A 22,916-nucleotide genomic window follows, 5' to 3' on the forward strand; every position below is an offset into this window, starting at 1 on the left:
AGTCTGGGCTTGCGGGACCGCGCGTTTTGGATTTCCATGACTTAAGGGCACAGGAGAACAGCGCGATGACGAGCCATCGGATGACCAACCGCGCCATCACGAGGCGGGCGCTTCTGGCGGCGGGGGCGGCCGGCGCGGCGGCGGCCACGCTTGGCGGCTGGCCGGCCCGCGCCCGCGCGGCGACGCCGGTGGCGCTGCAGCTCTCGTGGCTGCACTCGGTGCAGTTCGCCGGCAGCTATATCGCCCGCGCGCGCGGCTACTGGTCCGAGGCCGGCCTGGACGTCGCGCTGCTGCAAGGCGGGCCGAACGCCCCGGTCGAGCCGCCAGTCGTCACCGGCGCCGCGCTGGTCGGCATCTCGGCCGCCGACTACACCGCCGCGGCCGTGGCGCAGGGCGCGCCCTTCCGCATCATCGGCGTCGCCATGCAGAAGAACCCCTTCGTCATCGCCTCGCTGCCCGCAGCGCCCGTGAACGCGCCCGCCGACCTCATCGGCAAGCGGCTCGGGATGGCGACGGCGAACATGCCGGTGCTGCAGGCGCTCTGCAGCCTTAACGGCCTCGACATCGGCGGGATCGAGGTGATCCCGACGCAATACTCGGCCCAGCCCCTGCTGGCCGGAGAGGTGGACTGCCTGCTCTGCTGGGAGACCGACCTGCCGGTGGCGATGGCGATGCAGGGGGTCGAGTCGGTCACGATGCTGCTGGCCGATCACGGCTACGCGCTGCACTCGCAGACCTACATCGCCACCGAGGAGAGCCTCGCGAACCGCCGGGCCGAACTGGTCGGGCTGATGGCGGGCGAGCTGCGGGGCTGGGAGGCCTATCGTCAGGACACCGACGCCGCCGCCCGGCTGACCGTCGAGGCCTTCCCTGATGCCGGGCTCGACCTGCCGAGCCAGGAGATGCAGGCCGCGCGGCAGGTGCCGCTGATGTTCCCCGAGGCGGGCGAGGGGCGCGCCTTCGGCAGCTGGACGGACGAGGCGGTCGCGCAGAACATCCGGACCCTCGCGCTTCTGGGCCGCGAGGTGGGGCCGGAGCTGTGGGACCGCTCGATCCTCGACGAGATACATGGCGGCTGACGGAGCCTGGCCGTCCGGTCCGGGCGGCGTCACCATCCGCTGCGAAGGCCTGGCGCAGCGCTTCGCGGGCGGCGTCACGGCGCTGGCGCCCCTGGACCTGACCATCGCGCCGGGGCTGACGACGGCGCTGATCGGGCCGTCCGGCTGCGGGAAATCGACGCTGCTGCGGCTGATCGCGGGGCTCGACGCGCCAAGCGGGGGACGCGTCACCGCCGACGGCCGCCCGCCCGCCCAGATCTGCCGCGACGGCGAGGTCGCGCTGGCCTTCCAAGACCCGTCTCTGCTGCCCTGGCTCGACCTGCGTCGCAACGTCGCCCTGTCGCGGCGGCTGGCGCGCAAGGCGGCCGATCCGGCGCTGGTCGAGCGGCTGATCGGCCTCGTCGGCCTTGCCGGCTTCGAGACGAGCCGCCCGGCGAGCCTGTCCGGCGGGATGCGTCAGCGCGCCGCCATCGCCCGCGCCCTCGCGGCCGAGCCGCGCCTTCTGCTGCTGGACGAACCCTTCGGCGCGGTGGACGAGCTGACCCGCCGCCAGTTGGCGCGCGAGCTGCCGCCGCTCTGGCAGGCGCGGGGGGCGACGGTGCTGCTGGTCACGCATTCGGTCGAGGAGGCGGTGCTGCTGGCCGACCGGGTGCTGGTCCTTTCGCCGCGGCCGGCGCGGATCGTGGACGACATCGGCGTCCCCCTGCCCCGTCCGCGCCCCGCCGGCATCACCGACAGCCCCGCCTTCCGCCAGCTGACCCGCCGCGCCCTGACGGCGCTGGAGGGCGGCGCGCCATGACCGCGCGGCTGGCCGGGCCGCTGCTGCTGCTGGCGCTGTGGCAAGGGCTGGCGCTGCTGACCGCCGGACGCTTCCTGATCGCCGGCCCGGCCGAGGTCGCCGCCTGGCTTGCGGACCAGTCCGGCTTGGTGCTGCGCGCGCTGGCGGTCACGGGGCGCAACGCGGCGGTGGGCTTCGTGGCCGGGAACCTCGCCGCGGTGCTGCTGGCGGCGCTGGCGGCGCTGTGGCCGCGCAGCCGCGGCGGCGTGCTGGCCCTTGCGCTGGTCGTCCACTGCCTGCCGCTGGTCGCCACGGGGCCGATCCTGCGCGTCCTGCTGGGGCCGGGCGAGGGGCCGCAGATCTGGATCGCGGCGCTCGCGGTCTATTACACCACGCTGATCCCGCTGCTGGCCGGGCTGTCGGCCACGCCCTCGGGCTGGCTGGACCTGGTGCGGGTGCACGGCCGGGGGCGGCTGGCGCAGCTGGTCCATGTTCGCGCCCGCGCCGCGCTGCCCTATCTTCTGGCGGGCTTGCAGATCGCGGTCCCCGCGGCGCTGCTGGGGGCGATGGTCGGCGAGTTCACCGGGGCCGAGCGCGGCCTCGGCGTCCTGACCATCCGCTTCACGCGGGCGCTGGACGTGCCGGCGCTGTGGGGCGTCGCCACCGTCGCGGCGGGCGTCGCGCTGGCAGGTTACGGGGCGATCGGCGCGCTTGGACGGCGCCTCGGCGCGCCGCCGCCGCCGGTGATCCTGTCGCTCGGGGCGGCGCCGCGCGCGCCCTGGCGCCGCCAGGCGGGCGGGGCGCTGCTGGTCCTGCTGGCGGTGCCGCTGCTCTGGTGGGCCGCGATCGAGGCGCTGGCGCTGAACCCGTTCTTCGTCAAGACCCCGGCCGAGCTGTGGCTGGCGCTGACCTCCGCCCCCGACTCGGCGCTGCGCCGCGCGACGCTGGCGGGGGCGGGGCTGCAGACACTGGCCTTCCTGCTGCCGGGCTATCTGGCGGGGCTGGCGCTCGGGGCGGGCCTTGCCGCGCTGCTGGCGCTTGCCCCGGCGGCGGGGCAGGTGGTCACCCCGCTGGCGCTGGCCATGCGCGCCATCCCGATCATCACCACCGCGCCGCTGATCGTCCTGGCCCTCGGGCGCGGCGCGGCGGGCACCGTCGCCATCGTCGCCGTGATGGTCTTCTTCCCGACGCTCGTTGCCTGCCGCTACGGCCTCGCACAGGCGCCGGGGCGGATCATGGACCTGATGCAGTGCCACGCGGCCGGACCCTGGGCGCGGCTGCGCCATGTGCAGCTGCCGGCGATGCTGCCCGCGCTCTTCGCCAGCGCCCGAATGGCGGTGCCGGCGGCGGTGCTGGCGGTGACGGTGGCCGAGTGGCTGGCGACGGGACGCGGGCTGGGGCAGCTGATGGCGCTGTCGGCCTCGGTCTCGGACTACACGATGCTGTGGCTCTGCGTGGCGCTGGTGACGCTGGCCTCGGCGGCGGGCTATGCCGCGATCGCCGTCCTGGAGCGGCGGGTCCTGGCCGTCTTCGCCCCCGAGCAGCTGGTCCGATGAGCCGCCCCTGCCCCGCCAGCTTCGCCATTCCCGGCGACATCGAGACGCTGACCGGCGGCTACATCTACGAGCGCCGCCTGCTGGAAAGCCTGCGCGCCCTCGGCCATTCCATCCGCCATGTCCCGCTGCCCGCAGGCTTCCCCCACCCGTCGGACGCCGAGACGCGGGCCACGCTGGCCGCGCTGTGCGCCCTGCCGGCGCAGGAGCCGCTGATCCTCGACGGCCTCGTCTTCGGCAGCATCGCGCCCGAAGGACTGGCCGCCGTGCAGGCGCCGCTGATCGCCATGCTGCACCACCCCCTGGCGCTGGAGAGTGGGCTCGCGCCCGCGCGGGCGCAGGCGCTCTATGACAGCGAAAAACGGAACCTCGCGCGGGCGGCGCATGTGCTGGTGCCGAGCCGGCACACCGCCGCGCTGCTGGTCCGCGACTATGGCGCCGATCCCGGCCGCATCACCATCGTCCCGCCCGGTGTGGACCCGCCGCGCGTGACCCCAGCCCCGACCCGCCCGCCGCTGATCCTGTCGGTCGGCATCCTGCACCCGCGCAAGGGGCATGACGTGCTGATCGCCGCGCTCGAGGGGCTGGCCGATCTCGACTGGCACGCGGTCATCGCGGGCAACCCTTGGGACCGCGAACATGCGGCCGCCTTGGCCGCCCGGCGCACGACAAGCCCCGAGGCCCGGCGCATCCGGCTGGCGGGCCGTGTGGCGGCGGACGAGCTGCAGCACCTCTACGCACAAGCCAGCATCTTCGCGCTGGCGACGCGCTTCGAGGGCTACGGCATCGTCTTCGACGAGGCGCTGATGCGCGGCCTGCCCATCGTCTCGACCGCGATCGGCGCGGTGCCGGACACCGTGCCGACCGATGCCGGACTGCTGGTGCCGCCCGACGACGCCCCGGCTCTGTCGGCAGCGCTTCGGCTGGTCCTGACCGATCCCGCCCGGCGCGCGGCGATGGCGGCGGCGGCCACCCACGCCGCCGCCGCCCTGCCGCAATGGAGCGACAGCGCCGCGATTGCCGGCTCCGTGCTGGAACGGGTCGCCGCATCGCGGATGCACCCGGGCGGAACCAACTGACGGGCAACGGACTTTCATCGATCGACGCGGCACTCGCCGCTCCGGCAAGGGCGCGGAATGGCGAAGGCACGCAAGACCAAGGGCGACGAGAACAGGGCAGCCGAGCCGGAGCTGCCCGGCGCGGCGCCGTCCGCCGCCGATGTCGATGAGACAGAGGCACCGGGCGAGGCAACAGCGGCGGCAGAAGCCGACCCCGACGCAACCCCGCAGGAGGGCAAGCGCAAGAAGAAGCCAAAGCCCATCGGGACCGAGAAGGCGGTCGAGACGATGTTCCGCAACAGCTACCGCGCCGAGCTGGACACCATCGCGCTGGCCGCCACCAAGGCCAACATCATGATCTCGCTCAACGGGTTCATCATCTCGGCGCTGATGATCTCGGGCGCGTTCATCTTCGCCTCGTCCCCCGCCTTCCTGTTCCCGGCCGGCGTCTTCCTCGTGACCGCGGCGGTCTCGATCGTCTTCGCGCTTCTGTCGGCCTCGCCCGAGCGCAGCGATCTTTTCAGCGGAATGCGGGACTGGGCGGTGGCGGTGCGGCACAGGCAGGCGCGGCTGCGCGATCTGCGCGGCTACATGACCCGGGCTCGGCGGGGCACGCCTGCAGACGGGCCGCAGAACGTCCTGATCTACGAGCAGCGCGTCCGCCTGTCGCCCGAGGAATACTGGGCCGAGATGCAGGACATGATGCGCAACCGCGAGCGGATCTACTACAGCATGAGCGACCAGCTCTACTGGCTGGCGCTTGTGGCCGACCGCAAGTTCCGCCTGCTGAACATGAGCTACACCGTGTTCCGGTGGGGGCTGCTGGCGACGATGCTGTCCTTCCTGCTGCTGAAGCTGTCGCTGGACCTGCTGCCGCGCCAGGCCGATCCCTCGCTGCGCCTGCGCAACCTGGGAGTCGGCACCTTCCAGGACATCTACGAGCCCTCGGCCGTGCAGCAGCTGCCCGACGGCCGCCTGCTGGTGGTCGAGGACGAGGCTTCGCGCGCGCTGAACATCCTGACCCTCGACGACACCGGCATGCTGGTCGAGGACAACGCGCTGGATGTGCGGATGATGCGCGCCTTCGGCCGAAAGCTGTCGGACCTCGAGGGGCTGTCCATCGACGAGGACGGCTACCTCTATGCCACGACCTCGCATTCGCTGACCCAGAAGGGCGAGCGCCGCGCCGACCGCGAGCAGATGCTGCGCTTCCGCATCACCGGCAACGCGGTCACCGACATCGCGACCTTCGGCGGGCTGCGCGACACGCTGGCGGCCGACACCGCCCTGCGCGAGGCGGTGATGGAGGCGACGGGCGAGCATCTGGACATGAACGCGCTGAACATCGAGGGCCTCGCCTATGTCCGCCAGTCCGGGCATCTGCATGTCGGCCTGCGCGCGCCGATGGCGGGCACGCGCGGCGTGATCGTGGTGATCGAGAACCCGGCCGAGATGTTCACCGGCCAGGCCCGCCCCCGCTTCGGCGCCCCGATCCTGCTCGAGCTGCAAGGCGGCGGCATCCGCGCGCTCAGCTACGACCCGGTGCTGGACGCCTTCCTCATCGTGAACGAGCTGGAGGGCTACGAGGGCAACCGCTTCTCGCAGCTCTGGCGCTGGAGCGGCAACCCCGCGATGCCGCCCGAGCCGATCGCCCTGCCGGACATCATCAACCTCAACAACGTCGAATCCATCGACTCGATCAACATCGACGGCGAGCCGCGCCTGCTGATCATGAGCGACGAGGGCAGCGAGAAGAAGAACGAGCCGGCGCGCTACATGATGCTGGACTACGGCCAACTGACCGAGCGCGAATGACGCAGGCGGCCGCGCGCCGGTCGCGGAACATCCGCGCCGCTCGGCCGTTGATGCACCGGCACGAAGCCGCTTCGGAGGACAAGGTGAACGATCGTCGCAAGAGAAATGCCGTCTGGATCATCGGCGCGGTCGTCGCGGCCCTGGTGATCGCGGCCATCTACACCTTCGTCGTCGGCAGCAACGCCCCCGCCGGCTGAGCCGCGAGGCACTTGCGGCAGGGCGTCGCAGTCGCCATCTTGGGCCGTGACGCCGAATCGCGTCCTGCCCTGCTGGTGACCGGGCCCCTCTGGTGGAAGTGGCGGCGCTTCCGCGATGTCGGCACCCCCCTTGCATCCAGCCGCCTGGATACCCGTCATCATGACGACATCTCACTTGACCCGCGCGGCGGGCACGGATCGTCCGGGGGGACGGTCGGTCCTCTCCTATCTCAAATGGGCGATCATCGTCACCTTCGCGGGCCTCGCCCTCGGTGCCGCGCTCGGCTGGCAGACCACGGGCACGCTGTCCGGGATGCTGTCCATCCTCTTCATCTGCGCCGTGCTGGCGGTGCTGGAAATCTCGCTGTCCTTCGACAACGCCATCGTCAACGCCAACAAGCTCAAGGACATGACGCCGAAGTGGCAGCACCGCTTCCTGACCTGGGGCATCCTGATCGCGGTCTTCGGGATGCGGATCGTCTTTCCGCTTCTGATCGTGGTCGTCGCGGCCCATGTCGGCCCGTGGCAGGCGCTGGTCATGGCCGCCAGCGAGCCGCAGGAATACGCCCGCATCATGCACGAGGCGCATCTGCCCATCGCGGCCTTCGGCGGCACCTTCCTGATGATGGTCGGCCTGTCCTTCTTCTTCAACCACGAGAAGGACGTTCATTGGCTGGGCTGGCTCGAGCGGGCGATGACCCGCTATGCCTCGATCCGCGGGATCGAGGTCGCCATCGCGCTGCTGTTCGTGCTCGGCTTCTCGCGCCTCCTCGAGGGCGCCGAGCGCACCGTCTTTCTCAGCGCCGCGATCTGGGGGCTGATGACCTTCCTGCTGGTCGAAGTGCTGGGCGGGCTTCTGGACAGCAGCCAGTCCGCGCTGAAGGGCGCGGCGCAGGGCGGGTTGGGCGCGTTCCTGTACCTTGAAGTGCTGGACGCGTCCTTCAGCTTCGACGGCGTGATCGGCGCCTTTGCGCTGTCGCAGAACCTCTTCGTCATCGCCATCGGCCTCGGGATCGGCGCGATGTATGTGCGTTCGATGACCATCATGCTGGTCGAGAACGGGACGCTGGCCGAATACCGCTTCCTGGAACATGGCGCCTTCTACGCGATCATCGCCCTGTCGCTGGTCATGTTCGCCCAATCGCTGGTCCACATCCCCGAGGTCGTCACCGGCCTTGGCGGGGCGGCGCTGATCGGGGTGGCGCTGATTTCCTCGATCCGCTGGAACCGGCGGCAAGAGGCGGCGCTGCCGGCCTGATTGCGGTAACGCCGGACGTTGACCCCGCACCCGCCGTCGTCCAGAACGTCGGCGGGTGAAGGGAGAACCGCCATGAGCTTTCTGGGAATTGATCTGGGCACGTCCGGCCTGCGCGCGCTTCTGGTGGACGAGGGCGGGCGCCCCATCGGCTCGGCCGAGGCGCATTACGAGGTCGCCCATCCCCATTCCGGCTGGTCCGAGCAGGACCCGGCCGACTGGATCGCGGCGCTGCAATCGGCCGCCCGCCAGCTCAAGGACCGCCATCCCGAATTTGCAGCCTTGCGCGGCATCGGCGTCGCCGGACACATGCACGGCGCGACCCTGCTGGACGACGCCGACCGCGTGCTGCGCCCCTGCATCCTGTGGAACGACACCCGCTCTCATGCCGAGGCCGCCGCGCTGGACGCCCAGCCCCCGTTCCGCGCCCTGTCCGGCAACATCGTCTTTCCCGGCTTCACCGCGCCCAAGCTGGCCTGGGTCGCCGCGCATGAGCCAGAGGTCTACGGTAAGATCGCCAAGGTCCTGCTGCCCGCCGCCTACCTGAACCTGTGGCTGACGGGCGAGCATGTCTCGGACATGTCCGACGCCTCGGGCACCGCCTGGCTGGACGTCGCGGCCCGCGACTGGTCGCCCGAGCTGCTGGCTGCCGGCAGCATGCGCGCGGACCAGATGCCGCGGCTGGTCGAGGGCAGCGCCCCGGCCGGGCAGCTGCGCGCCGATCTGGCCGCCGAGTGGGGGCTGTCGCAGCCGGTGGTCGTGGCGGGCGGGGCCGGCGACAATGCCGCGGCCGCCTGCGGCATCGGCGCGATGGCCGAGGGGCAGGGCTTCGTCTCGCTCGGCACCTCGGGCGTGCTGCTGGCGGCGCGGGACGGCTTCCGCCCGGCGCCCGAGACCGCGCTGCACAGTTTCTGCCACGCCGTGCCGGACCGCTGGTACCAGATGGGCGTGATGCTGTCGGCGACGGACAGCATGAACTGGCTGGGCCGCATCACCGGCGCCAAACCGGCCGAGCTGGCCGCCGCGGTCGAAGGCCCGCTGCAGGCGCCGGGGCCGGTGCGTTTCCTGCCCTACCTGTCAGGCGAGCGGACGCCCCACAACGACCCGAAGATCCGCGGCAGCCTGACGGGCCTCGCCGCAGCCACGGGGCGCGAGGACCTGACTCGCGCCGTCATGGAGGGCGTCGCCTTCGGCCTGCGCGACAGCTTCGAGGCGCTGCGCGCGACCGGCGCCGAGCTGCCCGAGCTGATGGCCATCGGCGGGGGCGCCCGCTCGCGCTACTGGCTGCAGGTGATCGCGACGGTGCTTGACATCACGCTGGCCCTGCCCGCGGACGGCGAGTTCGGCGCGGCGCTCGGCGCGGCGCGGCTTGGCATGCTCGCCGCCGGCGCCGGCAGGCCGGAGGATGTGATGTCCACCCCCGCCATCGGCAATCGCATCGTGCCCGTGGCCGAATCCCGCGCGGCATTTGACAATGCTTATCGCGCGTGGCGTGCGACATATCCGGCAATTCGCGCAATACAGTAGCGCAATCTTGTCCAATTCGACGCAGATCGGCGTTTTCCACCGCCCGGAGCCCCATTTTCACCAAGCTATGAACAAGATATGAACGATGTGTCGCCTTGATGACGTGCAAACGGCAGCTGCCGTTGCATGATGGTCAAGCGCGGCGCATCTTCGGATGCTGCACCCCTTGCTCGAGGAGCCAAGACATGCAGATGAGGCCAGTCCCCAAGAATCCCCCGGTCGCGGAGTTCAGCCGCGACATGGTCGAGACGATGATGACCTATTTCGAGGCCTATGCCGACGAGGGCGTCCTGAAGGTCGAGGTGACCTCGTGGGGCCTGTGGCTGCCCAACAAGGTGACCGGCGGCCGCCAGTTTCTGGGCCTCGCGCGGATGCCGGAAGACACGCCCCGCCAGTAAGGCCGCCCGGACCCCACCGCCTGACTTGCCGCCCCGAGGGGGGCCGGCGCGATCAGACACGCGCGCTCAGGCAGGCGCATTCATGCGGGCGCGGCGCCGATCAGGCGATCTATATGCGCCCCGATCTGCTGCGCGTCATAAGGCTTCTGGATGACCGGCGCCGTCCTGCCCCATCCGGCAAGACCCGCCTCTCCGTAGCCGCTTGCAAAGACGAACGGGATCCCCCGCTGATCGAGACAATCCGCCACGGGGAAAGACTTCTCTCCCGCCAGGTTGATGTCAAGGATCGCCAGGTCGATCATCTCCTTCTGCGCCGCCTCGAGCGCGGGGCCGAGCCGCATGAGCGGCTTCAGCGGATGGTGTCCCAGGTCGCTGACGATGTCCGAGAGCAGCATCGCCACGAGCATCTCGTCCTCGACGATCAGGATCCGTGCCATCGCCTCAGTCCAGGATCGGACGGTCGCAAAGCGCGGCCGTGGTCGTGATCAGGTGGAAGGCCAGGCCCTCGGGGCGCAGGTCGATCTCGGCCGTGCCGTTCAGTTGCTGCGGCAGGACCTGCAGGATCAGGCGCGAGCCGAAGCCCCGCCGGCCGTAGGGCGCGGCCGTCGGGCCGCCGCGCTCGATCCAGTCCATCATGAAGGCGCCCTCGGGGCCGACCCGCCAGCCCAGATCGACCTGCCCGCCCGGCGCCGCAAGGGCGCCGTACTTCACCGCGTTCGTGCCCAGCTCGTGCAGGGCCAGCGCCAGGGACAGCGCCGCCTGCGGGCCGATCTGCATGTCGGGCCCGGTGACGCGGACGGCGTCGTCGCCCGGAACACGGAACGGCGCGACCGCCGCATCGACCATCGCGCGCAGGCGCACGCCGGTCCAGTTCTCGCGCGTCAGGACGTTGTGGGCGGCCGAAAGCGCCATGATCCGCGCCGTGATCGCGCGCGAGGCCTCGGCCGGGTCGGGCGTGCTGCGCAGCGTCTGGCTGACGATCGACTGCACCGAGGACAGCGTGTTCTTCACCCGGTGGTTCAGCTCGTTGATCAGCAGCGCCTGCCGGTCCTCGGCGCGGACCCGTTCGGTGACGTCCGAGCCCTGGATGAAGATGTGCGAGACCTCGCCGGCCTCGTCGCGGATCGGCTGGAACACGAAGTCGAGGATGCGCTCGTCCAGCGCGCCGTCACTGGCGCGCCGCAGCATCACCCGCTCGGCGTTGCGGCGGTGGACGGTGCCGGTGGCGCGCACATGGTCCAGCACGTCCAGATAGCCCTGCTCGACCACCTCGGGCAGCGACTCCTCGACGGTCTTGCCGATGGGGTCCTCGCGCGCGCCGACCAGCCGCAGGTAGCCGGGATTTGCCAGCTCGAAGCGGTGCTCGGGCCCGCCGACCATCGCCATGAAGGTCGGCGCCTGCTCGAAGAGGGTCTGGAGGCGCTCGAACTCCTGCCGGTTGCGCCGCTCGGCCAGCACGCGCTCGGTCGTCTCGGCCAGGATGGCGATCACGCCGGCAGGCTTGCCCGACTCGTCGAGGATCGGGGAATAGTCGAGGTTCATCCAGACCTGCTCGGCGTAGCCCTTGCGGTAGAGCGTCAGCTCCTGGTCGCGATAGGCCAGCGTGCGGCCCGACAGGCCGACCTTCATGACGTTGTCGTTGAAATCCGCCGCCTCGGGCCAGCCCTCGCGCACGTTCGAGCCGAAGAGCCCCGGATGGCGCGGCCCGGCGAACAGCGAATAGGGGTCGTTGTAGATCATCACGCCGGACGGGCCCCAGAGCATCACGATGGGCACTGGGCTCTGGAGCAGCAGGGCCGCCGCGTTCCGCAGCACGGCCGGCCAGGTCTCGACCCGGCCGAGCGGGGTCTGCGACCAGTCGAACTCGCGCAGCAGCCGCGCGCAATCGCCGTCATGGCCGATGAAGGCAAAGGGGTCGTGGGGCTGGCAAGCCTGGGTCATGTCGGCTCCGCCGGTTTTTCTTCACCTAGCGGGAATGAGTGACGTCGGTCAATCCCGCCGCAGGTCGCATCGCGGTGATATGAAGCCAGATGGGTCATCGCCCGAGCGAAGCCGCGATGAGGTGGCGCGAATAGGGCGCCTCGGCGGCGTCCCCGCGCAGCTGGGCGGCGGACAGAATCTCGACGATGCGGCCCTGCTGCATGACGGCCAGCCGATCGCACATATGGGCGATAACGGCCAGGTCGTGGCTGACCAGCAGGTAGGTCAGCCCATGCTCGGCCCTGAGATCGGCGAGCAGGTTCAGGATCTCGGCCTGCACGCTGACATCGAGCGCGCTGGTCGGCTCGTCCAGCAGCAGCAGCCGCGGCTCGGCGGCCAGCGCCCGGGCGATGGCGACGCGCTGGCGCTGGCCGCCCGACAGCTGGTGCGGGTAGCGGAAGCGGAAGCCGCGCCCGAGGCCCACATCGTCCAGCAGCTTCTGGATGCGGCTGTCGATCCGGTCCATGCCCTGAAGGCGCAGCGTCTCGCCCAGCACCGCATCGACCGAGTGGCGCGGGTGCAGGCTGGCATAGGGGTCCTGGAAGACCATCTGCACCGTCTTGAAGAAGGCCCGGTCGCGGCGGTCGGCCCTGAGCGGGCGGCCGTCCACCTCGATCCGGCCGGACCAGTTCGGGTTCAGCCCGGCGACGGCGCGCAGGATGGTGGACTTGCCCGAGCCGGATTCGCCGACAAGGCCGAAGCTTTCGCCCGCCGCGATGTCGAAGCCGACGCCGCGGACGGCGTCGATCCGGTCGGGGGGCTGGCCGAACCAGATGGTGAGATCCTCCACCCTCAGCATGGGGGGGACCGCCGCAGCGCGGGTTTGGCACCCCGGCACCCCCGCAGGGTATTTGCGCAACGAAGAAGGGGCATCAAAGGCCTCCGGGCAGGTCGGTGTCGGCGCGGGCGGCGGCGGGGTCCGGCTCGCGCCAGGCCTCGTCGCGCTGGAGCACCGCGAGCCGGTCCACCGGCGCATCGAGGCGCGGCAGGCTGTTCAGGAGGCCGCGCGTATAGGGGTGGCGGGCCTGGTGCAGCTCGCGCGCGGGCAGGGTTTCCACGACGCGGCCGGCATACATGATCAGCACCCGGTCGCAGAAGCGCGAGACGAGGTTCAGGTCGTGGCTGATGAAGATCAGCCCCATGCCGCGGTCCTTGACGAGGTTGTCCATGATGCTGAGCACCTCGCCGCGGACCGAGACGTCCAGCGCGCTGGTCGGCTCGTCCGCGATCAGGATCTGGGGCCCTGGCGCCAGCATCATCGCGATCATGATGCGCTGGCCCATCCCGCCCGAGACCTCGTGCGGGTAGGTGTCCATCACCCGCTCGGGCTCGCGGATCTGGACGGCGCGCAGCATCTCGAGCGCCTTCGCCCGCGCCTCGCCGCGGGGGGCGCGGGCGTGGAGGCGGTAGGCCTCGATGATCTGCTGGCCGACGGTCATCACCGGGTTGAGGCTGAACTTGGGGTCCTGCATCACCATGCTGATCTGCCCGCCGCGGATGGCGCGCATCTGCCGCTCGGGCAGGTTCAGGATGGACCGGCCCTGCAGGGTCAGCGCGGCGGCCTCGACCCGGCCGGGCGGACGGACGAGGCCGAGGATCGCGCGGCCGGTCATGGACTTGCCGCTGCCTGACTCGCCGACGATGGCGAGGCGCTCGCGGCCCAAATCGAAGCTGAGGCCGCGGACGGCCTGGAACTCGCCCTGCCGGGTGGGGAAGGTGACGCGCAGGTCGCGGACCGAGAGGAGCGGCGCGGTCATGACTTGTCGCCCTTGGGGTCCAGCACGTCCCGCAGCCCGTCGCCCAGCAGGTTGAAGGCCATCGAGACGGTGAAGATCGCGAGGCCCGGCATCGCCGCCACCCACCAGAAATCGAGGATATAAGCCCGCCCGTCCGAGATCATCGCCCCCCATTCCGGCAGCGGCGGCTGCGCCCCGAGGCCGAGAAAGCCGAGCCCCGCGGCCGAGAGGATGATGCCCGCCATGTCCAGCGCCACCCGCACGATCAGCGAGCTGACGCAGAGCGGCCAGATGTGCCGGATCAGCAGGCGCAGGCGGCTTGCGCCCTGCAGGCGGGCGGCGGCGATGAAGTCGGCGTTGCGGATGGTCAGCGTCTCGGCCCGCGCGAGGCGGGCATAGGGGGGCCAGGCAGTCAGCGCCAGCGCGAGCACCGCGTTGCCGATGCTGGGGCCGAGGGCGGCGACGAAAGCCAGCGCGAGGATCAGCTTGGGGAAGGCCAGGAAGATGTCGGTGATCCGCATCAGGACCTGATCGACCCAGCCCCCCGCGAAGCCCGCGACCGTGCCGATGAAGAGGCCGATAATGGGGGCGATCAGCGCCACCGTGCCGACGATGAACAGGGTGATGCGCGAGCCGTGGATGAGGCGCGAGAGGATGTCGCGGCCAAGCGCGTCGGTGCCCAGCCAGTTGGCCGCCGAGGGTGGTTGCAGGCGGTTCGCGAGGTTCTGGGAATAGGGACTGTAGGGCGAGATCCAAGGCGCGAGGATCGCCATGCCGATCAACAGGATCAGGATGATCAGCCCCAGCATCGCCAGCTTGTTGGCGCGGAAGGTCAGCCAGCCTTGGTAGATCGCGCCGAGCCGCGCCTGCCGGCGGGTCTGCGGGGCATCGGACAACAGCCAGTCCCGGCGGGAGACGGCGCTCATTTCGACCTCGGGTCGAGGAAGCGGTAGAGGATGTCGCTCAGCAGGTTCAGCACCACGAAACAGACGCCGACGACGACCGTGCCGCCGAGGACGGCGTTCATGTCTCCCGACAGCAGCCCGCGGGTGATGTAGCTGCCAAGGCCGGGCCAGCTGAAGATGATCTCGGTCAGGACCGAGCCCTCCAGCAGCGAGCCGAAGCTGAGGGCGATGACCGTCACCAGCGGGATGGCGATGTTGCGGAAGGCGTGGCGCCAGATCACGGCGTTCTCGGACAGGCCCTTGACGCGCGCGGTGGTGATATATTCGGCCGAGAGCTGCTCGAGCATGAAGCTGCGGGTCATACGGCTGATATAGGCCAGCGAGTAGTAGCCCAAGAGGCTCGCCGGCAGGATGATGTGCGAAAACGCGTCGCGGAAGGCCGGCCAGTCGCGGGCCAGCGCGCTGTCCACGAGGATCATGCCGGTGACGTTCGGGACCATGCCGTCATAGATGATGCCCTGCCGGCCCGGCCCTCCGACCCATCCGAGGATGCCGTAGAAGACCAGAAGGCCCATCAGCCCCAGCCAGAAGATCGGCATCGAGTAGCCGACCAGCGCCACCACGCGGGCGATCTGGTCGATGACGCCGCCCTTCCGCGCCGCCGCGATGACGCCAAGCGGCACGCCGATCAGGACACCGATCAGCGTGCCGAGCGTCGCCAGCTCGAACGTGGCGGGGAAGACGCGGGCGATGTCCTGCGCGACGGGCTGGCCGGTCGAGATCGAGCGGCCGAAATCGCCCCGCAGCACGTCGCCGACATAGCCGAGGAACTGCACGATCAGCGGCCGGTCGAGGCCCATCGCCCGATAGGCCGCGTCATACTGCGCCTGCGTGGCGCGGTCGCCGACGACCTTCAGCACCGGGTCGATCGGCATGACACGGCCGATGATGAAGGTCACCAGCAGAAGGCCCAGCAGCGTCAAGGCCAGCGACAGCAGCGTGCCGCCCACGCTGCGGGCGCGGCGGCGCATCAGCGCGCCGCGCGGCGAGGGGGCTGCGCCGGGGGGCCTGCCCCCGGCGCTGTCGTCGGTCATGGCCAAGGCCTATTCGCCCTTGGTCACCTGGCGGTAGATGACCGAGGTCACCGCGCCGCCGCTGTACCAGTTCTGCACGTTCTCGCGCAGGCCGACCTGCTCGATGCGCTGAAACAGCGGCACGATGGGTGCCTCGGCCTGATACCGGCGCTGGATCTCGCGGTACATCTCGGCCCGCGCCTCGGTGTCCTGCTCCAGCGTGGCGGCAACGGTGGCCTCGTTCATCTCGGCAGGCACCTCGTAGGCGTTGCGCCAGGCCAGAAGGCCGACCGCATTCGCCTCGTCGCTGTTGTCGGGGTTGTAGGCGAAGGTCGCCGCATTGGTGTTCGGGTCCGAGTAGTCGGGGCCCCATTCGCCCAGGAAGATCGGCACCTCGCGGGCGCGGTAGGCGTCCAGCACCTGCGCGCCGGTCATCTGCTCGATGTTCAGCGTCAGGCCGGCCTCGGCCATGCTGGCCTGCAGGGTCTGCGCCACGTCGATATATTCTCGCAGATCGCGGACGCGGGTGGTGATGGTGCCGCCCTCGATGCCGGCATCGGCCAGAATCTGGCGCGCCTTCTCGACGTCGTAGGTCCAGGGCGTTTCTTCCAGAACGCCCAAATAGCCGAGCGGCAGGAAGCTCTGATGCGTCACGAACTGGCCCTGCAGGAAGCTGGAGGTGATGCCCTCGTAGTCGACCAGATGCTTCATCGCCTCGATCACGGCGGGGTTCGACAGCAGCTCGTCCTTCTGGTTCAGGCCCATGTAGAGGATGCGGCCGCGCGGCTCGTCCAGGATCTTCACGCCCTCGACGGCGCTGATCGACTGCACGTCGGTCGGGGTCATGTTGCGCGCCACGTCGATGTCGCCCTGCTCCAGCAGCAGCCGCTGCGCGCTGGACTCGGCGACGTTGCGGACGATCACGCGCTTCATCTCGGGCGCGCCCTGCCAGTACTCCTCATAGGCGGTCAGCTGCACCTGCTCGTTCGGGCGCCAGGCCGCCAGCACATAGGCGCCCGAGCCGGCCTCGTTGGTGGAGAGCCAGGCATTGCCCAGATCGCCGTCCTGCTCGTTCGCCATGACCGTTTCCTTGTCCACCACCGAGGCGATGTTGGCGGTCAGGCAGTTCAGCACGAAGGACTGCGCGTAGGGCTGATCGAGGCGCAGCGTCAGCGTGTTGCCCTCAAAGGTGATCATCTCCTCGACATTGTCGGGGGTGAAGCCGAACTGGGTCAGGATGAAGGCCGGGGTCTTGTCCAGCTTGACGGCGCGCTGCAGCGACCAGGCCGCATCCTCGGCGCGCAGCGGGTTGCCGGAATGGAAGGTCACGTCGTCGCGCAGGGTGAAGGTGATCGAGAGGCCGTCCTCGGCCACCTCCCAGCTGGTCGCGAGGCTGGGCTGGAAGCCGGCATCCGGGTCCAGCGGGTCGAAATCGACCAGCCGGTCATAGGTGTTGTTGTTCACGTCGTTGCCCGAGAACTCAAAGCTCTGCGCCGGGTCCAGGCTGATGATGTCGTCGATGGTGTGCGCGACGACCAGCGTGTCGGCCGGGGTCTCGGCATGAGCGGCCGGGGCAAGGGCCAGCGCCGAGGCCAGAAGAAGCGCACGCGAGGAGATACGGATTGTCATGGTGATGATCCCTGTGGACGGCGCCTCCGACTGCCGCGGAGGCTTGCACATCGTGAAGCTTGGCGCAGGGCGCGGCAGCTTGCAAGACCTCGTGGGCCGGCGCGAGGGGCGGCAGCGCGCGGGCGGGGCGGGGCGGCGCCGAATGAGAATTGACAGGATCAGTCCCGCTGATCCAGCCTGCCCCGCAAGGAGGGCCGCGATGGACGCCCCGGTCTCCGGCCTCGCGCCGGTCTTCAGCATCGAGAACGAGGCGGGCCGCGGCGCGGCCGTCATCGTCTGCGAGCATGCTTCGAACCACTTTGCGCCGGAATGGGGCGATCTCGGCACCACCGCCAAGACCCGCAAGAGCCATGCGGCCTTCGATCCCGGCGCGCTGGATCTGGCCCGCGCGCTTGCGCGCCAGCTTGACGCGCCCCTGATCTCTGGGGGCCTGTCGCGGCTGATCCACGACCTCGACCGGCCGCCGCACGCGCCGACGGCCATGCCCATCGTGAGCCAGGTCCACAAGATCCCCGGCAATCGCGAGCTGACGACGACCGACCGCCTGCGCCGCGTGCGGCAAATCTATCTGCCCTTCCACGCCGCCTTGTCGGCCCTGCTGGCCGAGCGGCTGGCCCTGGGGATGCCGACCGCGCTTCTGACCGTGCACAGCTTCGATCCGGTCTATTTCGGCCTGCACCACAATGTCGAGCTGCGCGTGCTGCATGACGCCGACCCGACGCTGGCACGCGGGCTGGCCAAGGCCGCGACCGGCTTCTCGACCCGCCTGAACGAGCCGTCCGGCACCTGGATTGAGGGATCGCACACTCTGGCCCGCCACGCGACGCCCCTGCACCTGCGCCATGCCATGCTGGAGCTGCGCTCGGACCTTCTGGACAAGGATCTGCCGGGCATAGCCGCCCGCCTCGCGCCGCTCTTGTCGGGCGCGATCGGGGCCGCGTGAGCCCCCTGCCCCACCCGCCCCCGCCCGCCCCATCCGGCAGGGCGCCGATCACCCGGACACGGAGGACCTCATGCCCGCGAACCTGACCCTGGAGGCGCTGCGCGAGGCCGTGGCGCTGGACGAGATCGACACGGTCATCGTCGCGCTGGTGGACATGCAGGGCCGCTTGATGGGCAAGCGCTTCCACGCCGCCCATTTCCTGGACCACCACGACGAGACGCATTGCTGCAACTACCTGCTCGCCACCGATCTCGAGATGACCACCGTGCAGGGCTACGCTGCGACCAGCTGGGCCAGCGGCTACGGCGACTACGTGATGAAGCCCGACCTTTCGACCCTGCGCCGCATCCCCTGGGCGCCGGGCACCGCGCTGTGCCTCGTGGACCTGTCGGACCACCATACGCACCAGCCGGTGCCCCATGCGCCGCGCAACGTCCTTAAAGCCCAGATCGCGCGGGCCGAGGCGATGGGCCTGACGCCCATGATGGCGACCGAACTGGAATTCTTCCTCTTCCACGGCGATCCCCGCGCGCATTTCGACGCAGGTTACCGCGACCTACGCCCCACCGCCCGGCACAACGTGGACTACGCCCTCAGCGGCACCTTCGCGGACGAGCCGGTGATGCGCGCCCTGCGGAACGGGCTCTATGGCGCGGGCATCCCGGTCGAGAACTCTAAGGGCGAGGCCGAGGCGGGCCAGCACGAGATCAACGTGAAGTATTCGGACGCGCTGGACACTGCCGACATGCATGTGCTGGTCAAGGCGGCGACAAAGGAGATCGCCGCCGCCCACGGCCAGTCCGCGACCTTCATGGCGAAGTACTCGCACCGGCATGCGGGCTCCTCGAGTCATGTCCACCAGTCGCTGTTCAAGGAAGGCGCCAACGCCTTCCACGACGCCGGCGCCGAGCACGGCATGTCAGAGACGATGCGCGCCTATCTCGCCGGCCAGCTTGAACATGCGGCCGCGCTGACCCTGTTCCTCGCGCCCTACATCAACAGCTACAAGCGCTTCGTGACCGGCCTCTTCGCCCCGACCAAGGCGATCTGGTCGCTGGACAACCGCACCGCCGGCTTCCGCGTCTGCGGCGAGGGGACGAAGGGCGTTCGGGTCGAGTGCCGGATCGGCGGCGCCGACCTCAATCCCTACATGGCCTGCGCGGCGCTGCTGGCGGCGGGTCTGGACGGGATCGAGCGCGGGTTGACCCTCGGCGCGCCCTTCAACGGCGACGCCTATGCCGCGGCCGAGGCGCCGGAAGTGCCGAAGACCCTTGCCGAGGCCGCCGCGGCGCTGGACAACTCGGCGGTGATGCGGGCGGCGTTCGGAGACGGGGTCGTGGACCACTACCTCCGCGCCGCCCGATGGGAGATCGAGGAAGCGGGTCGCGTCGTGACGGACTGGGACATCGCCCGCGGCTTCGAACGCGCATGAGGATCGAAAAATGAGCAAGACGATCAAGCTGATCTCGCCCGTGGACGGCAGCGTCTACGTCGAGCGCCCGGCACTTCCGCTGCCCGAGGCACAAGCGGCGGTGGCTCGCGCCAAGGCCGCTCAGGTGGGTTGGGCCGCGCGGCCCCTCAACGAGCGGATCGCGCGGGTTCAGGCGGGGCTCGACGCGCTGAACGGGATGAAGGACCGCGTGGTCGAGGAGTTGGCCCGCCAGATGGGCCGCCCCGTCCGCTATGGCGGCGAGTTCGGCGGCATGAACGAACGCGCCGCCCACATGATGAGCATTGCCGACGAGGCGCTTGCCCCCGAGGTCATCGAGGACAGCCCCCGCTTCCGCCGCGAGTTGCGCCGCGAGCCGGTCGGCACCGTCTTCGTCATCGCGCCGTGGAACTACCCCTTCCTGACCGCCACCAACACCATCGTCCCCGCCCTGATCGCCGGCAACGCGGTGATCCTGAAGCACGCAAGCCAGACCCTGTTGGCCGGCGAGCGGTTGGCCGAGGCCTTCCATGCCGGCGGCGTGCCGGCCGACGTGTTCCAGAACCTCGTGCTGGACCATGAGACGACCGAGGCGCTCATCGCCGCGCGCTCCTTCGGCTTCGTGAACTTCACCGGCTCGGTCGCCGGCGGCCGCGCCATCGAGCGGGCGGCGGCGGGCACCTTCACCGCCACGGGGCTTGAGCTGGGTGGCAAGGACCCCGGCTATGTCCGCTTTGATGCCGATCTGGACGCGGCGGTGGACGGGCTGATGGACGGGGCGATGTTCAACTCGGGGCAATGCTGCTGCGGGATCGAGCGGATCTATGTCCATGACAGCCTCTATGACGCCTTCGTTGAAAAGGCCGCCGCTTGGGCGCGGCAGGCGAAGCTGGGCGATCCGCTGCACCCCGAGACGACGATGGGCCCGATGGCGCATCGCCGCTTCGCCGATCTGGTGCGCGAGCAGGTCTCCGAGGCGGTGCTGGCCGGCGCCCGCCCGCTGATCGACGCGGCCGACTTTCCGGCCGACGATGGCGGCGCCTATCTCGCCCCGCAGGTGCTGGTCGACGTCACCCACGACATGCGCGTGATGCGCGAGGAGAGCTTCGGCCCGGTCGTCGGGATCATGCCCGTTTCCGGCGACGACGAGGCTATCGCGCTGATGAACGACTGCGACTATGGCCTGACCGCCTCGATCTGGACGGCCGACCCCGAGGCGGCGTCCGAGATCGGCGCGCGGCTGGAAACGGGCACCGTCTTCATGAACCGCTGCGACTATCTGGACCCGGCGCTCTGCTGGACCGGCTGCAAGGATACCGGGCGCGGGGCGGCGCTTGGGCATCTTGGCTATCTGGCCGTGACGCGGCCCAAATCCTACCATCTGAAGAAGGTGACGGCATGAGCCTGACAGCCAACTGGTCCTATCCGACCGCGATCAAGTTCGGCGCCGGCCGTGTCAGCGAGCTGGCGCAGCACTGCCGCGCGGCCGGGATCACCAACCCGCTTCTGGTAACGGACAAGGCGCTTGCCACGCTGCCGATCACCACGAACGCGCGCGACATTCTGGACGGCGCCGGCCTCGGCCGCGCGATGTTCTGCGAGGTGGACCCGAACCCCACCGAGCGGAACATGGAGGACGGCATCCGCGCCTATCGCGAGGGGGCGCATGACGGCGTCGTCTGCTTCGGCGGCGGCTCGGCGCTGGACCTCGGCAAGATGATCGCGCTGATGGCGTTCCAGAGCATCCCTGTCTGGGATCTGGAGGATGTCGGCGACTGGTGGACCCGCGCCGACGCAGACCGGATCGCGCCCATCGTGGCGGTGCCGACCACCGCCGGAACGGGGTCCGAGGTCGGACGCGCCGGGGTGCTGACCAACTCGCAGACCCACAAGAAGAAGATCATCTTCCACCCGCGCCTTCTGCCGACCGTGACCATCTGCGACCCCGAACTGACCGTGGGGATGCCCAAGGCGATCACCGCAGGCACCGGCATGGATGCCTTCGCCCATTGCCTCGAGGCGTATTGCTCTCCGCACTACCACCCGATGAGCCAAGGGATCGCGCTGGAGGGGCTGCGGCTGGTGAACGAATACCTGCCGCGCGCCTATGCGACCCCCGACGATCTAGAGGCGCGGGCGCAGATGATGAGCGCGGCGGCGATGGGGGCGGTCGCCTTCCAGAAAGGGCTAGGCGCGATCCATTCGCTGAGCCACCCGGTCGGCGCGGTCTATGGCACCCATCACGGCACCACCAACGCGGCGGTCATGCCGATGGTGCTGGACTTCAACCGCCCCGCCATCGCGGACCGCCTGTCCCGCGCCGCAAACTACCTCGGCATCAGCGGCGGCTTCGACGGCTTCCGCGCGCGGGTGATGGAGCTGCGGGCAGAGCTGGCGATTCCGGCAAACCTGTCGGAGATGGGGGTCGAGCCCGCGCGGCTGGACGAGCTGACCGAGATGGCGCTGGAGGACCCCTCCTGCGGCGGCAACCCGGTCCCGATGACGCGCGAGAACACCCGCGCGCTGTTCGAGGCCTGCCTCTAGACCCAGCCCAGCATCACCGGCACCAGCACGATCGCCGCCAGCGCGGCAGTCTGCCCGACCAGCAGCAGGATCGAGGCCGGCCCCACCTTCGCCAGCGCCTGGAGCGAGGTCTTGATCCCGACCGCCGCCACCGCTGCGACCAGCACGGCGCGCGAGACGTTGCTGGCGGCATCCGTCACCATCTCGGGCACCAGATGGGCCGAGTTCAGCGCTGCCAGCGCGAGAAAGGCCAGCACGAAGGCCGGCAGCAGCGGCGGACGGCCCTCGCCCTGCCTGCGCGAGCGCAGCGCCAGCGCGGCGATCAGCACCACGGGCGCCAGCATGGTCACGCGGATCAGCTTGACCACCGTCGCCGTGTCCCCCGCCTCGTCCGACAGCGAATAGCCCGCGCCGACGACCTGCGCGACATCGTGGATCGTGCCGCCGAGGAACAGCCCGGCCTGGTGCATGTCGAGCCCCAGCATCGTCGCCAGCGCCGGGTAGAGGATCATCGCCACCGTGGACAGCGCCGTAACGGTGATGACGACGAAGGAGAGGTCGCGCTCGGCCCCCTCGCGCTGCGGCAGGACCGAGGAGAGGGCCATCGCGGCTGATGCGCCACAGATCGCCACCGACCCGCCGGTCAGCAGCCCGAAGGCGCGGTCCCGCCCGATGCTGCGGGCCAGAAGGACCGAGCCGATGATCAGCGCGGCGATGGAGCAGGCGATCAGCCCCACGAAAGGCCAGCCGATGGCCGACACCATCTCGACCGAGACGCGCAGGCCCAGCAGCGCGACCCCGATCCGCAGCAGACCGCGGGCGGCGAAATCGATGCCGGGGGCGGCGCGGTCGTCCTCGGCCATGAAATGCAGCGGCATGCCCAGCAGGATCGCCATCAGCATGACCGGCGCGCCGTAATGGGCCGACAGGAACTGCGCGGCCATGGCGACCGTCACGGCCAGCATGACGCCCGGCCCCAGCACCCGGCCGCGACCGACCAGCCCCGAGAAGAAGGGGGGCCGCGCGGGCCCCCCTTGGTGGCGAAGGGACGGGCTCACG

At 70.3% G+C, this 22,916-nt stretch carries 21 protein-coding genes; 13 read left to right on the plus strand and 8 right to left on the minus strand.

Annotated elements, in window-relative coordinates:
• Window positions 1-65 precede the first annotated feature (65 nt).
• The 9 genes from BLP73_RS11055 (at window position 66) to BLP73_RS11095 (ending at window position 9,639) form a co-directional block, all read left to right on the plus strand.
• A complete protein-coding gene (locus BLP73_RS11055) occupies window positions 66-1,079 on the plus strand; it encodes an ABC transporter substrate-binding protein (RefSeq protein ID WP_245686634.1) in 1,014 nt (337 codons plus the stop codon).
• Window positions 1,069-1,857, plus strand: a complete 789-nt coding sequence (locus BLP73_RS11060) for an ABC transporter ATP-binding protein (protein WP_090744104.1) — start codon at window positions 1,069-1,071, stop codon at window positions 1,855-1,857. Before BLP73_RS11055 ends, BLP73_RS11060 begins: the two co-directional genes overlap by 11 nt.
• Window positions 1,854-3,392 carry an ABC transporter permease gene (locus tag BLP73_RS11065; protein WP_090744107.1) on the plus strand — a complete coding sequence of 513 codons (1,539 nt, stop codon included), beginning with the start codon at window positions 1,854-1,856 and terminating at the stop codon, window positions 3,390-3,392. The genes BLP73_RS11060 and BLP73_RS11065 overlap by 4 nt, the downstream gene beginning before the upstream one ends.
• Window positions 3,389-4,468 carry a glycosyltransferase family 4 protein gene (locus BLP73_RS11070; RefSeq protein WP_090744110.1) on the plus strand — a complete coding sequence of 360 codons (1,080 nt, stop codon included), beginning with the start codon at window positions 3,389-3,391 and terminating at the stop codon, window positions 4,466-4,468. Before BLP73_RS11065 ends, BLP73_RS11070 begins: the two co-directional genes overlap by 4 nt.
• A 57-nt stretch (window positions 4,469-4,525) precedes the next feature.
• Window positions 4,526-6,262, plus strand: a complete 1,737-nt coding sequence (locus BLP73_RS11075) for a DUF3616 domain-containing protein (protein ID WP_090744113.1) — start codon at window positions 4,526-4,528, stop codon at window positions 6,260-6,262.
• The gene (locus BLP73_RS11080) at window positions 6,259-6,459 is read left to right on the plus strand and encodes a hypothetical protein (RefSeq protein ID WP_090744117.1); all 201 of its coding nucleotides are present in this window, start codon (window positions 6,259-6,261) and stop codon (window positions 6,457-6,459) included. The genes BLP73_RS11075 and BLP73_RS11080 overlap by 4 nt, the downstream gene beginning before the upstream one ends.
• Window positions 6,460-6,619: 160 nt before the next feature.
• On the plus strand, window positions 6,620-7,717 hold the full coding sequence (locus BLP73_RS11085; protein WP_090744120.1) for a DUF475 domain-containing protein: 1,098 nt from the start codon (window positions 6,620-6,622) through the stop codon (window positions 7,715-7,717).
• 72 nt (window positions 7,718-7,789) lie between these two features.
• Window positions 7,790-9,241: a xylulokinase gene (xylB, locus tag BLP73_RS11090; protein ID WP_090744125.1), complete on the plus strand. Its 1,452-nt coding sequence runs from the start codon at window positions 7,790-7,792 to the stop codon at window positions 9,239-9,241.
• Window positions 9,242-9,426: 185 nt separating this feature from the next.
• Window positions 9,427-9,639 (plus strand): hypothetical protein, encoded by a 213-nt coding sequence (locus BLP73_RS11095; RefSeq protein ID WP_090744127.1) that lies wholly within the window; start codon window positions 9,427-9,429, stop codon window positions 9,637-9,639.
• 80 nt (window positions 9,640-9,719) lie between these two features.
• On the opposite strand, the gene BLP73_RS11100 is transcribed toward BLP73_RS11095, so the two are convergent.
• The 7 genes from BLP73_RS11100 to BLP73_RS11130 form a co-directional block, all read right to left on the minus strand.
• Entirely contained in the window at window positions 9,720-10,076 is a 357-nt protein-coding gene (locus tag BLP73_RS11100; protein WP_090744130.1) for a response regulator, read from the minus strand.
• A gap of 4 nt (window positions 10,077-10,080) precedes the next feature.
• Window positions 10,081-11,580, minus strand: coding sequence for a sensor histidine kinase (locus BLP73_RS11105; RefSeq protein WP_090744133.1), 1,500 nt, complete (start codon window positions 11,578-11,580; stop codon window positions 10,081-10,083).
• Window positions 11,581-11,674: 94 nt separating this feature from the next.
• Complete coding sequence (locus BLP73_RS11110) at window positions 11,675-12,418, minus strand: ABC transporter ATP-binding protein (RefSeq protein WP_090744136.1); 744 nt, start codon at window positions 12,416-12,418, stop codon at window positions 11,675-11,677.
• A 73-nt stretch (window positions 12,419-12,491) separates the two neighbouring features.
• Complete coding sequence (locus tag BLP73_RS11115; RefSeq protein WP_090744139.1) at window positions 12,492-13,376, minus strand: ABC transporter ATP-binding protein; 885 nt, start codon at window positions 13,374-13,376, stop codon at window positions 12,492-12,494.
• Window positions 13,373-14,281: a nickel transporter permease gene (nikC, locus tag BLP73_RS11120; RefSeq protein WP_090744142.1), complete on the minus strand. Its 909-nt coding sequence runs from the start codon at window positions 14,279-14,281 to the stop codon at window positions 13,373-13,375. Before nikC ends, BLP73_RS11115 begins: the two co-directional genes overlap by 4 nt.
• Complete coding sequence (locus tag BLP73_RS11125; RefSeq protein WP_090744612.1) at window positions 14,278-15,291, minus strand: ABC transporter permease; 1,014 nt, start codon at window positions 15,289-15,291, stop codon at window positions 14,278-14,280. Before BLP73_RS11125 ends, nikC begins: the two co-directional genes overlap by 4 nt.
• Window positions 15,292-15,363: 72 nt before the next feature.
• Window positions 15,364-16,962: an ABC transporter substrate-binding protein gene (locus BLP73_RS11130; RefSeq protein ID WP_090744145.1), complete on the minus strand. Its 1,599-nt coding sequence runs from the start codon at window positions 16,960-16,962 to the stop codon at window positions 15,364-15,366.
• Between the two features lie 199 nt (window positions 16,963-17,161).
• Between BLP73_RS11130 and BLP73_RS11135 the strand changes: the two genes are divergently transcribed.
• The 4 genes from BLP73_RS11135 to BLP73_RS11150 all read left to right on the plus strand — a co-directional run bounded on the left by BLP73_RS11135 (window position 17,162) and on the right by BLP73_RS11150 (window position 21,878).
• Complete coding sequence (locus BLP73_RS11135; RefSeq protein WP_175453330.1) at window positions 17,162-17,905, plus strand: N-formylglutamate amidohydrolase; 744 nt, start codon at window positions 17,162-17,164, stop codon at window positions 17,903-17,905.
• A 70-nt stretch (window positions 17,906-17,975) separates the two neighbouring features.
• Window positions 17,976-19,337 carry a glutamine synthetase family protein gene (locus BLP73_RS11140; RefSeq protein WP_090744152.1) on the plus strand — a complete coding sequence of 454 codons (1,362 nt, stop codon included), beginning with the start codon at window positions 17,976-17,978 and terminating at the stop codon, window positions 19,335-19,337.
• A gap of 10 nt (window positions 19,338-19,347) precedes the next feature.
• On the plus strand, window positions 19,348-20,736 hold the full coding sequence (locus BLP73_RS11145; RefSeq protein WP_090744155.1) for an aldehyde dehydrogenase family protein: 1,389 nt from the start codon (window positions 19,348-19,350) through the stop codon (window positions 20,734-20,736).
• Window positions 20,733-21,878, plus strand: coding sequence for an iron-containing alcohol dehydrogenase (locus BLP73_RS11150; RefSeq protein ID WP_090744157.1), 1,146 nt, complete (start codon window positions 20,733-20,735; stop codon window positions 21,876-21,878). The genes BLP73_RS11145 and BLP73_RS11150 overlap by 4 nt, the downstream gene beginning before the upstream one ends.
• On the opposite strand, the gene BLP73_RS11155 is transcribed toward BLP73_RS11150, so the two are convergent.
• Complete coding sequence (locus BLP73_RS11155) at window positions 21,875-22,915, minus strand: YeiH family protein (protein ID WP_342672088.1); 1,041 nt, start codon at window positions 22,913-22,915, stop codon at window positions 21,875-21,877. The genes BLP73_RS11150 and BLP73_RS11155 overlap by 4 nt on opposite strands.
• Between the last annotated feature and the right edge of the window lies 1 nt (window position 22,916).

Origin of the sequence: Paracoccus tibetensis (genome assembly GCF_900102505.1) — a bacterium.
Lineage (GTDB): Bacteria > Pseudomonadota > Alphaproteobacteria > Rhodobacterales > Rhodobacteraceae > Paracoccus > Paracoccus tibetensis.

Excerpts from the sequence above, each read along its gene's own strand:
- BLP73_RS11055 (WP_245686634.1), top strand. The coding sequence starts at position 66 with ATGACGAGCCATCGGATGACCAACCGCGCCATCACGAGGCGGGCGCTT.
- BLP73_RS11060 (WP_090744104.1), top strand. The coding sequence starts at position 1,069 with ATGGCGGCTGACGGAGCCTGGCCGTCCGGTCCGGGCGGCGTCACCATC.
- BLP73_RS11065 (WP_090744107.1), top strand. The coding sequence starts at position 1,854 with ATGACCGCGCGGCTGGCCGGGCCGCTGCTGCTGCTGGCGCTGTGGCAA.
- BLP73_RS11070 (WP_090744110.1), top strand. The coding sequence starts at position 3,389 with ATGAGCCGCCCCTGCCCCGCCAGCTTCGCCATTCCCGGCGACATCGAG.
- BLP73_RS11075 (WP_090744113.1), top strand. The coding sequence starts at position 4,526 with ATGGCGAAGGCACGCAAGACCAAGGGCGACGAGAACAGGGCAGCCGAG.
- BLP73_RS11080 (WP_090744117.1), top strand. The coding sequence starts at position 6,259 with ATGACGCAGGCGGCCGCGCGCCGGTCGCGGAACATCCGCGCCGCTCGG.
- BLP73_RS11085 (WP_090744120.1), top strand. The coding sequence starts at position 6,620 with ATGACGACATCTCACTTGACCCGCGCGGCGGGCACGGATCGTCCGGGG.
- xylB (WP_090744125.1), top strand. The coding sequence starts at position 7,790 with ATGAGCTTTCTGGGAATTGATCTGGGCACGTCCGGCCTGCGCGCGCTT.
- BLP73_RS11095 (WP_090744127.1), top strand. The coding sequence starts at position 9,427 with ATGCAGATGAGGCCAGTCCCCAAGAATCCCCCGGTCGCGGAGTTCAGC.
- BLP73_RS11100 (WP_090744130.1), bottom strand. The coding sequence starts at position 10,076 with ATGGCACGGATCCTGATCGTCGAGGACGAGATGCTCGTGGCGATGCTG.
- BLP73_RS11105 (WP_090744133.1), bottom strand. The coding sequence starts at position 11,580 with ATGACCCAGGCTTGCCAGCCCCACGACCCCTTTGCCTTCATCGGCCAT.
- BLP73_RS11110 (WP_090744136.1), bottom strand. The coding sequence starts at position 12,418 with ATGCTGAGGGTGGAGGATCTCACCATCTGGTTCGGCCAGCCCCCCGAC.
- BLP73_RS11115 (WP_090744139.1), bottom strand. The coding sequence starts at position 13,376 with ATGACCGCGCCGCTCCTCTCGGTCCGCGACCTGCGCGTCACCTTCCCC.
- nikC (WP_090744142.1), bottom strand. The coding sequence starts at position 14,281 with ATGAGCGCCGTCTCCCGCCGGGACTGGCTGTTGTCCGATGCCCCGCAG.
- BLP73_RS11125 (WP_090744612.1), bottom strand. The coding sequence starts at position 15,291 with ATGCGCCGCCGCGCCCGCAGCGTGGGCGGCACGCTGCTGTCGCTGGCC.
- BLP73_RS11130 (WP_090744145.1), bottom strand. The coding sequence starts at position 16,962 with ATGACAATCCGTATCTCCTCGCGTGCGCTTCTTCTGGCCTCGGCGCTG.
- BLP73_RS11135 (WP_175453330.1), top strand. The coding sequence starts at position 17,162 with ATGGACGCCCCGGTCTCCGGCCTCGCGCCGGTCTTCAGCATCGAGAAC.
- BLP73_RS11140 (WP_090744152.1), top strand. The coding sequence starts at position 17,976 with ATGCCCGCGAACCTGACCCTGGAGGCGCTGCGCGAGGCCGTGGCGCTG.
- BLP73_RS11145 (WP_090744155.1), top strand. The coding sequence starts at position 19,348 with ATGAGCAAGACGATCAAGCTGATCTCGCCCGTGGACGGCAGCGTCTAC.
- BLP73_RS11150 (WP_090744157.1), top strand. The coding sequence starts at position 20,733 with ATGAGCCTGACAGCCAACTGGTCCTATCCGACCGCGATCAAGTTCGGC.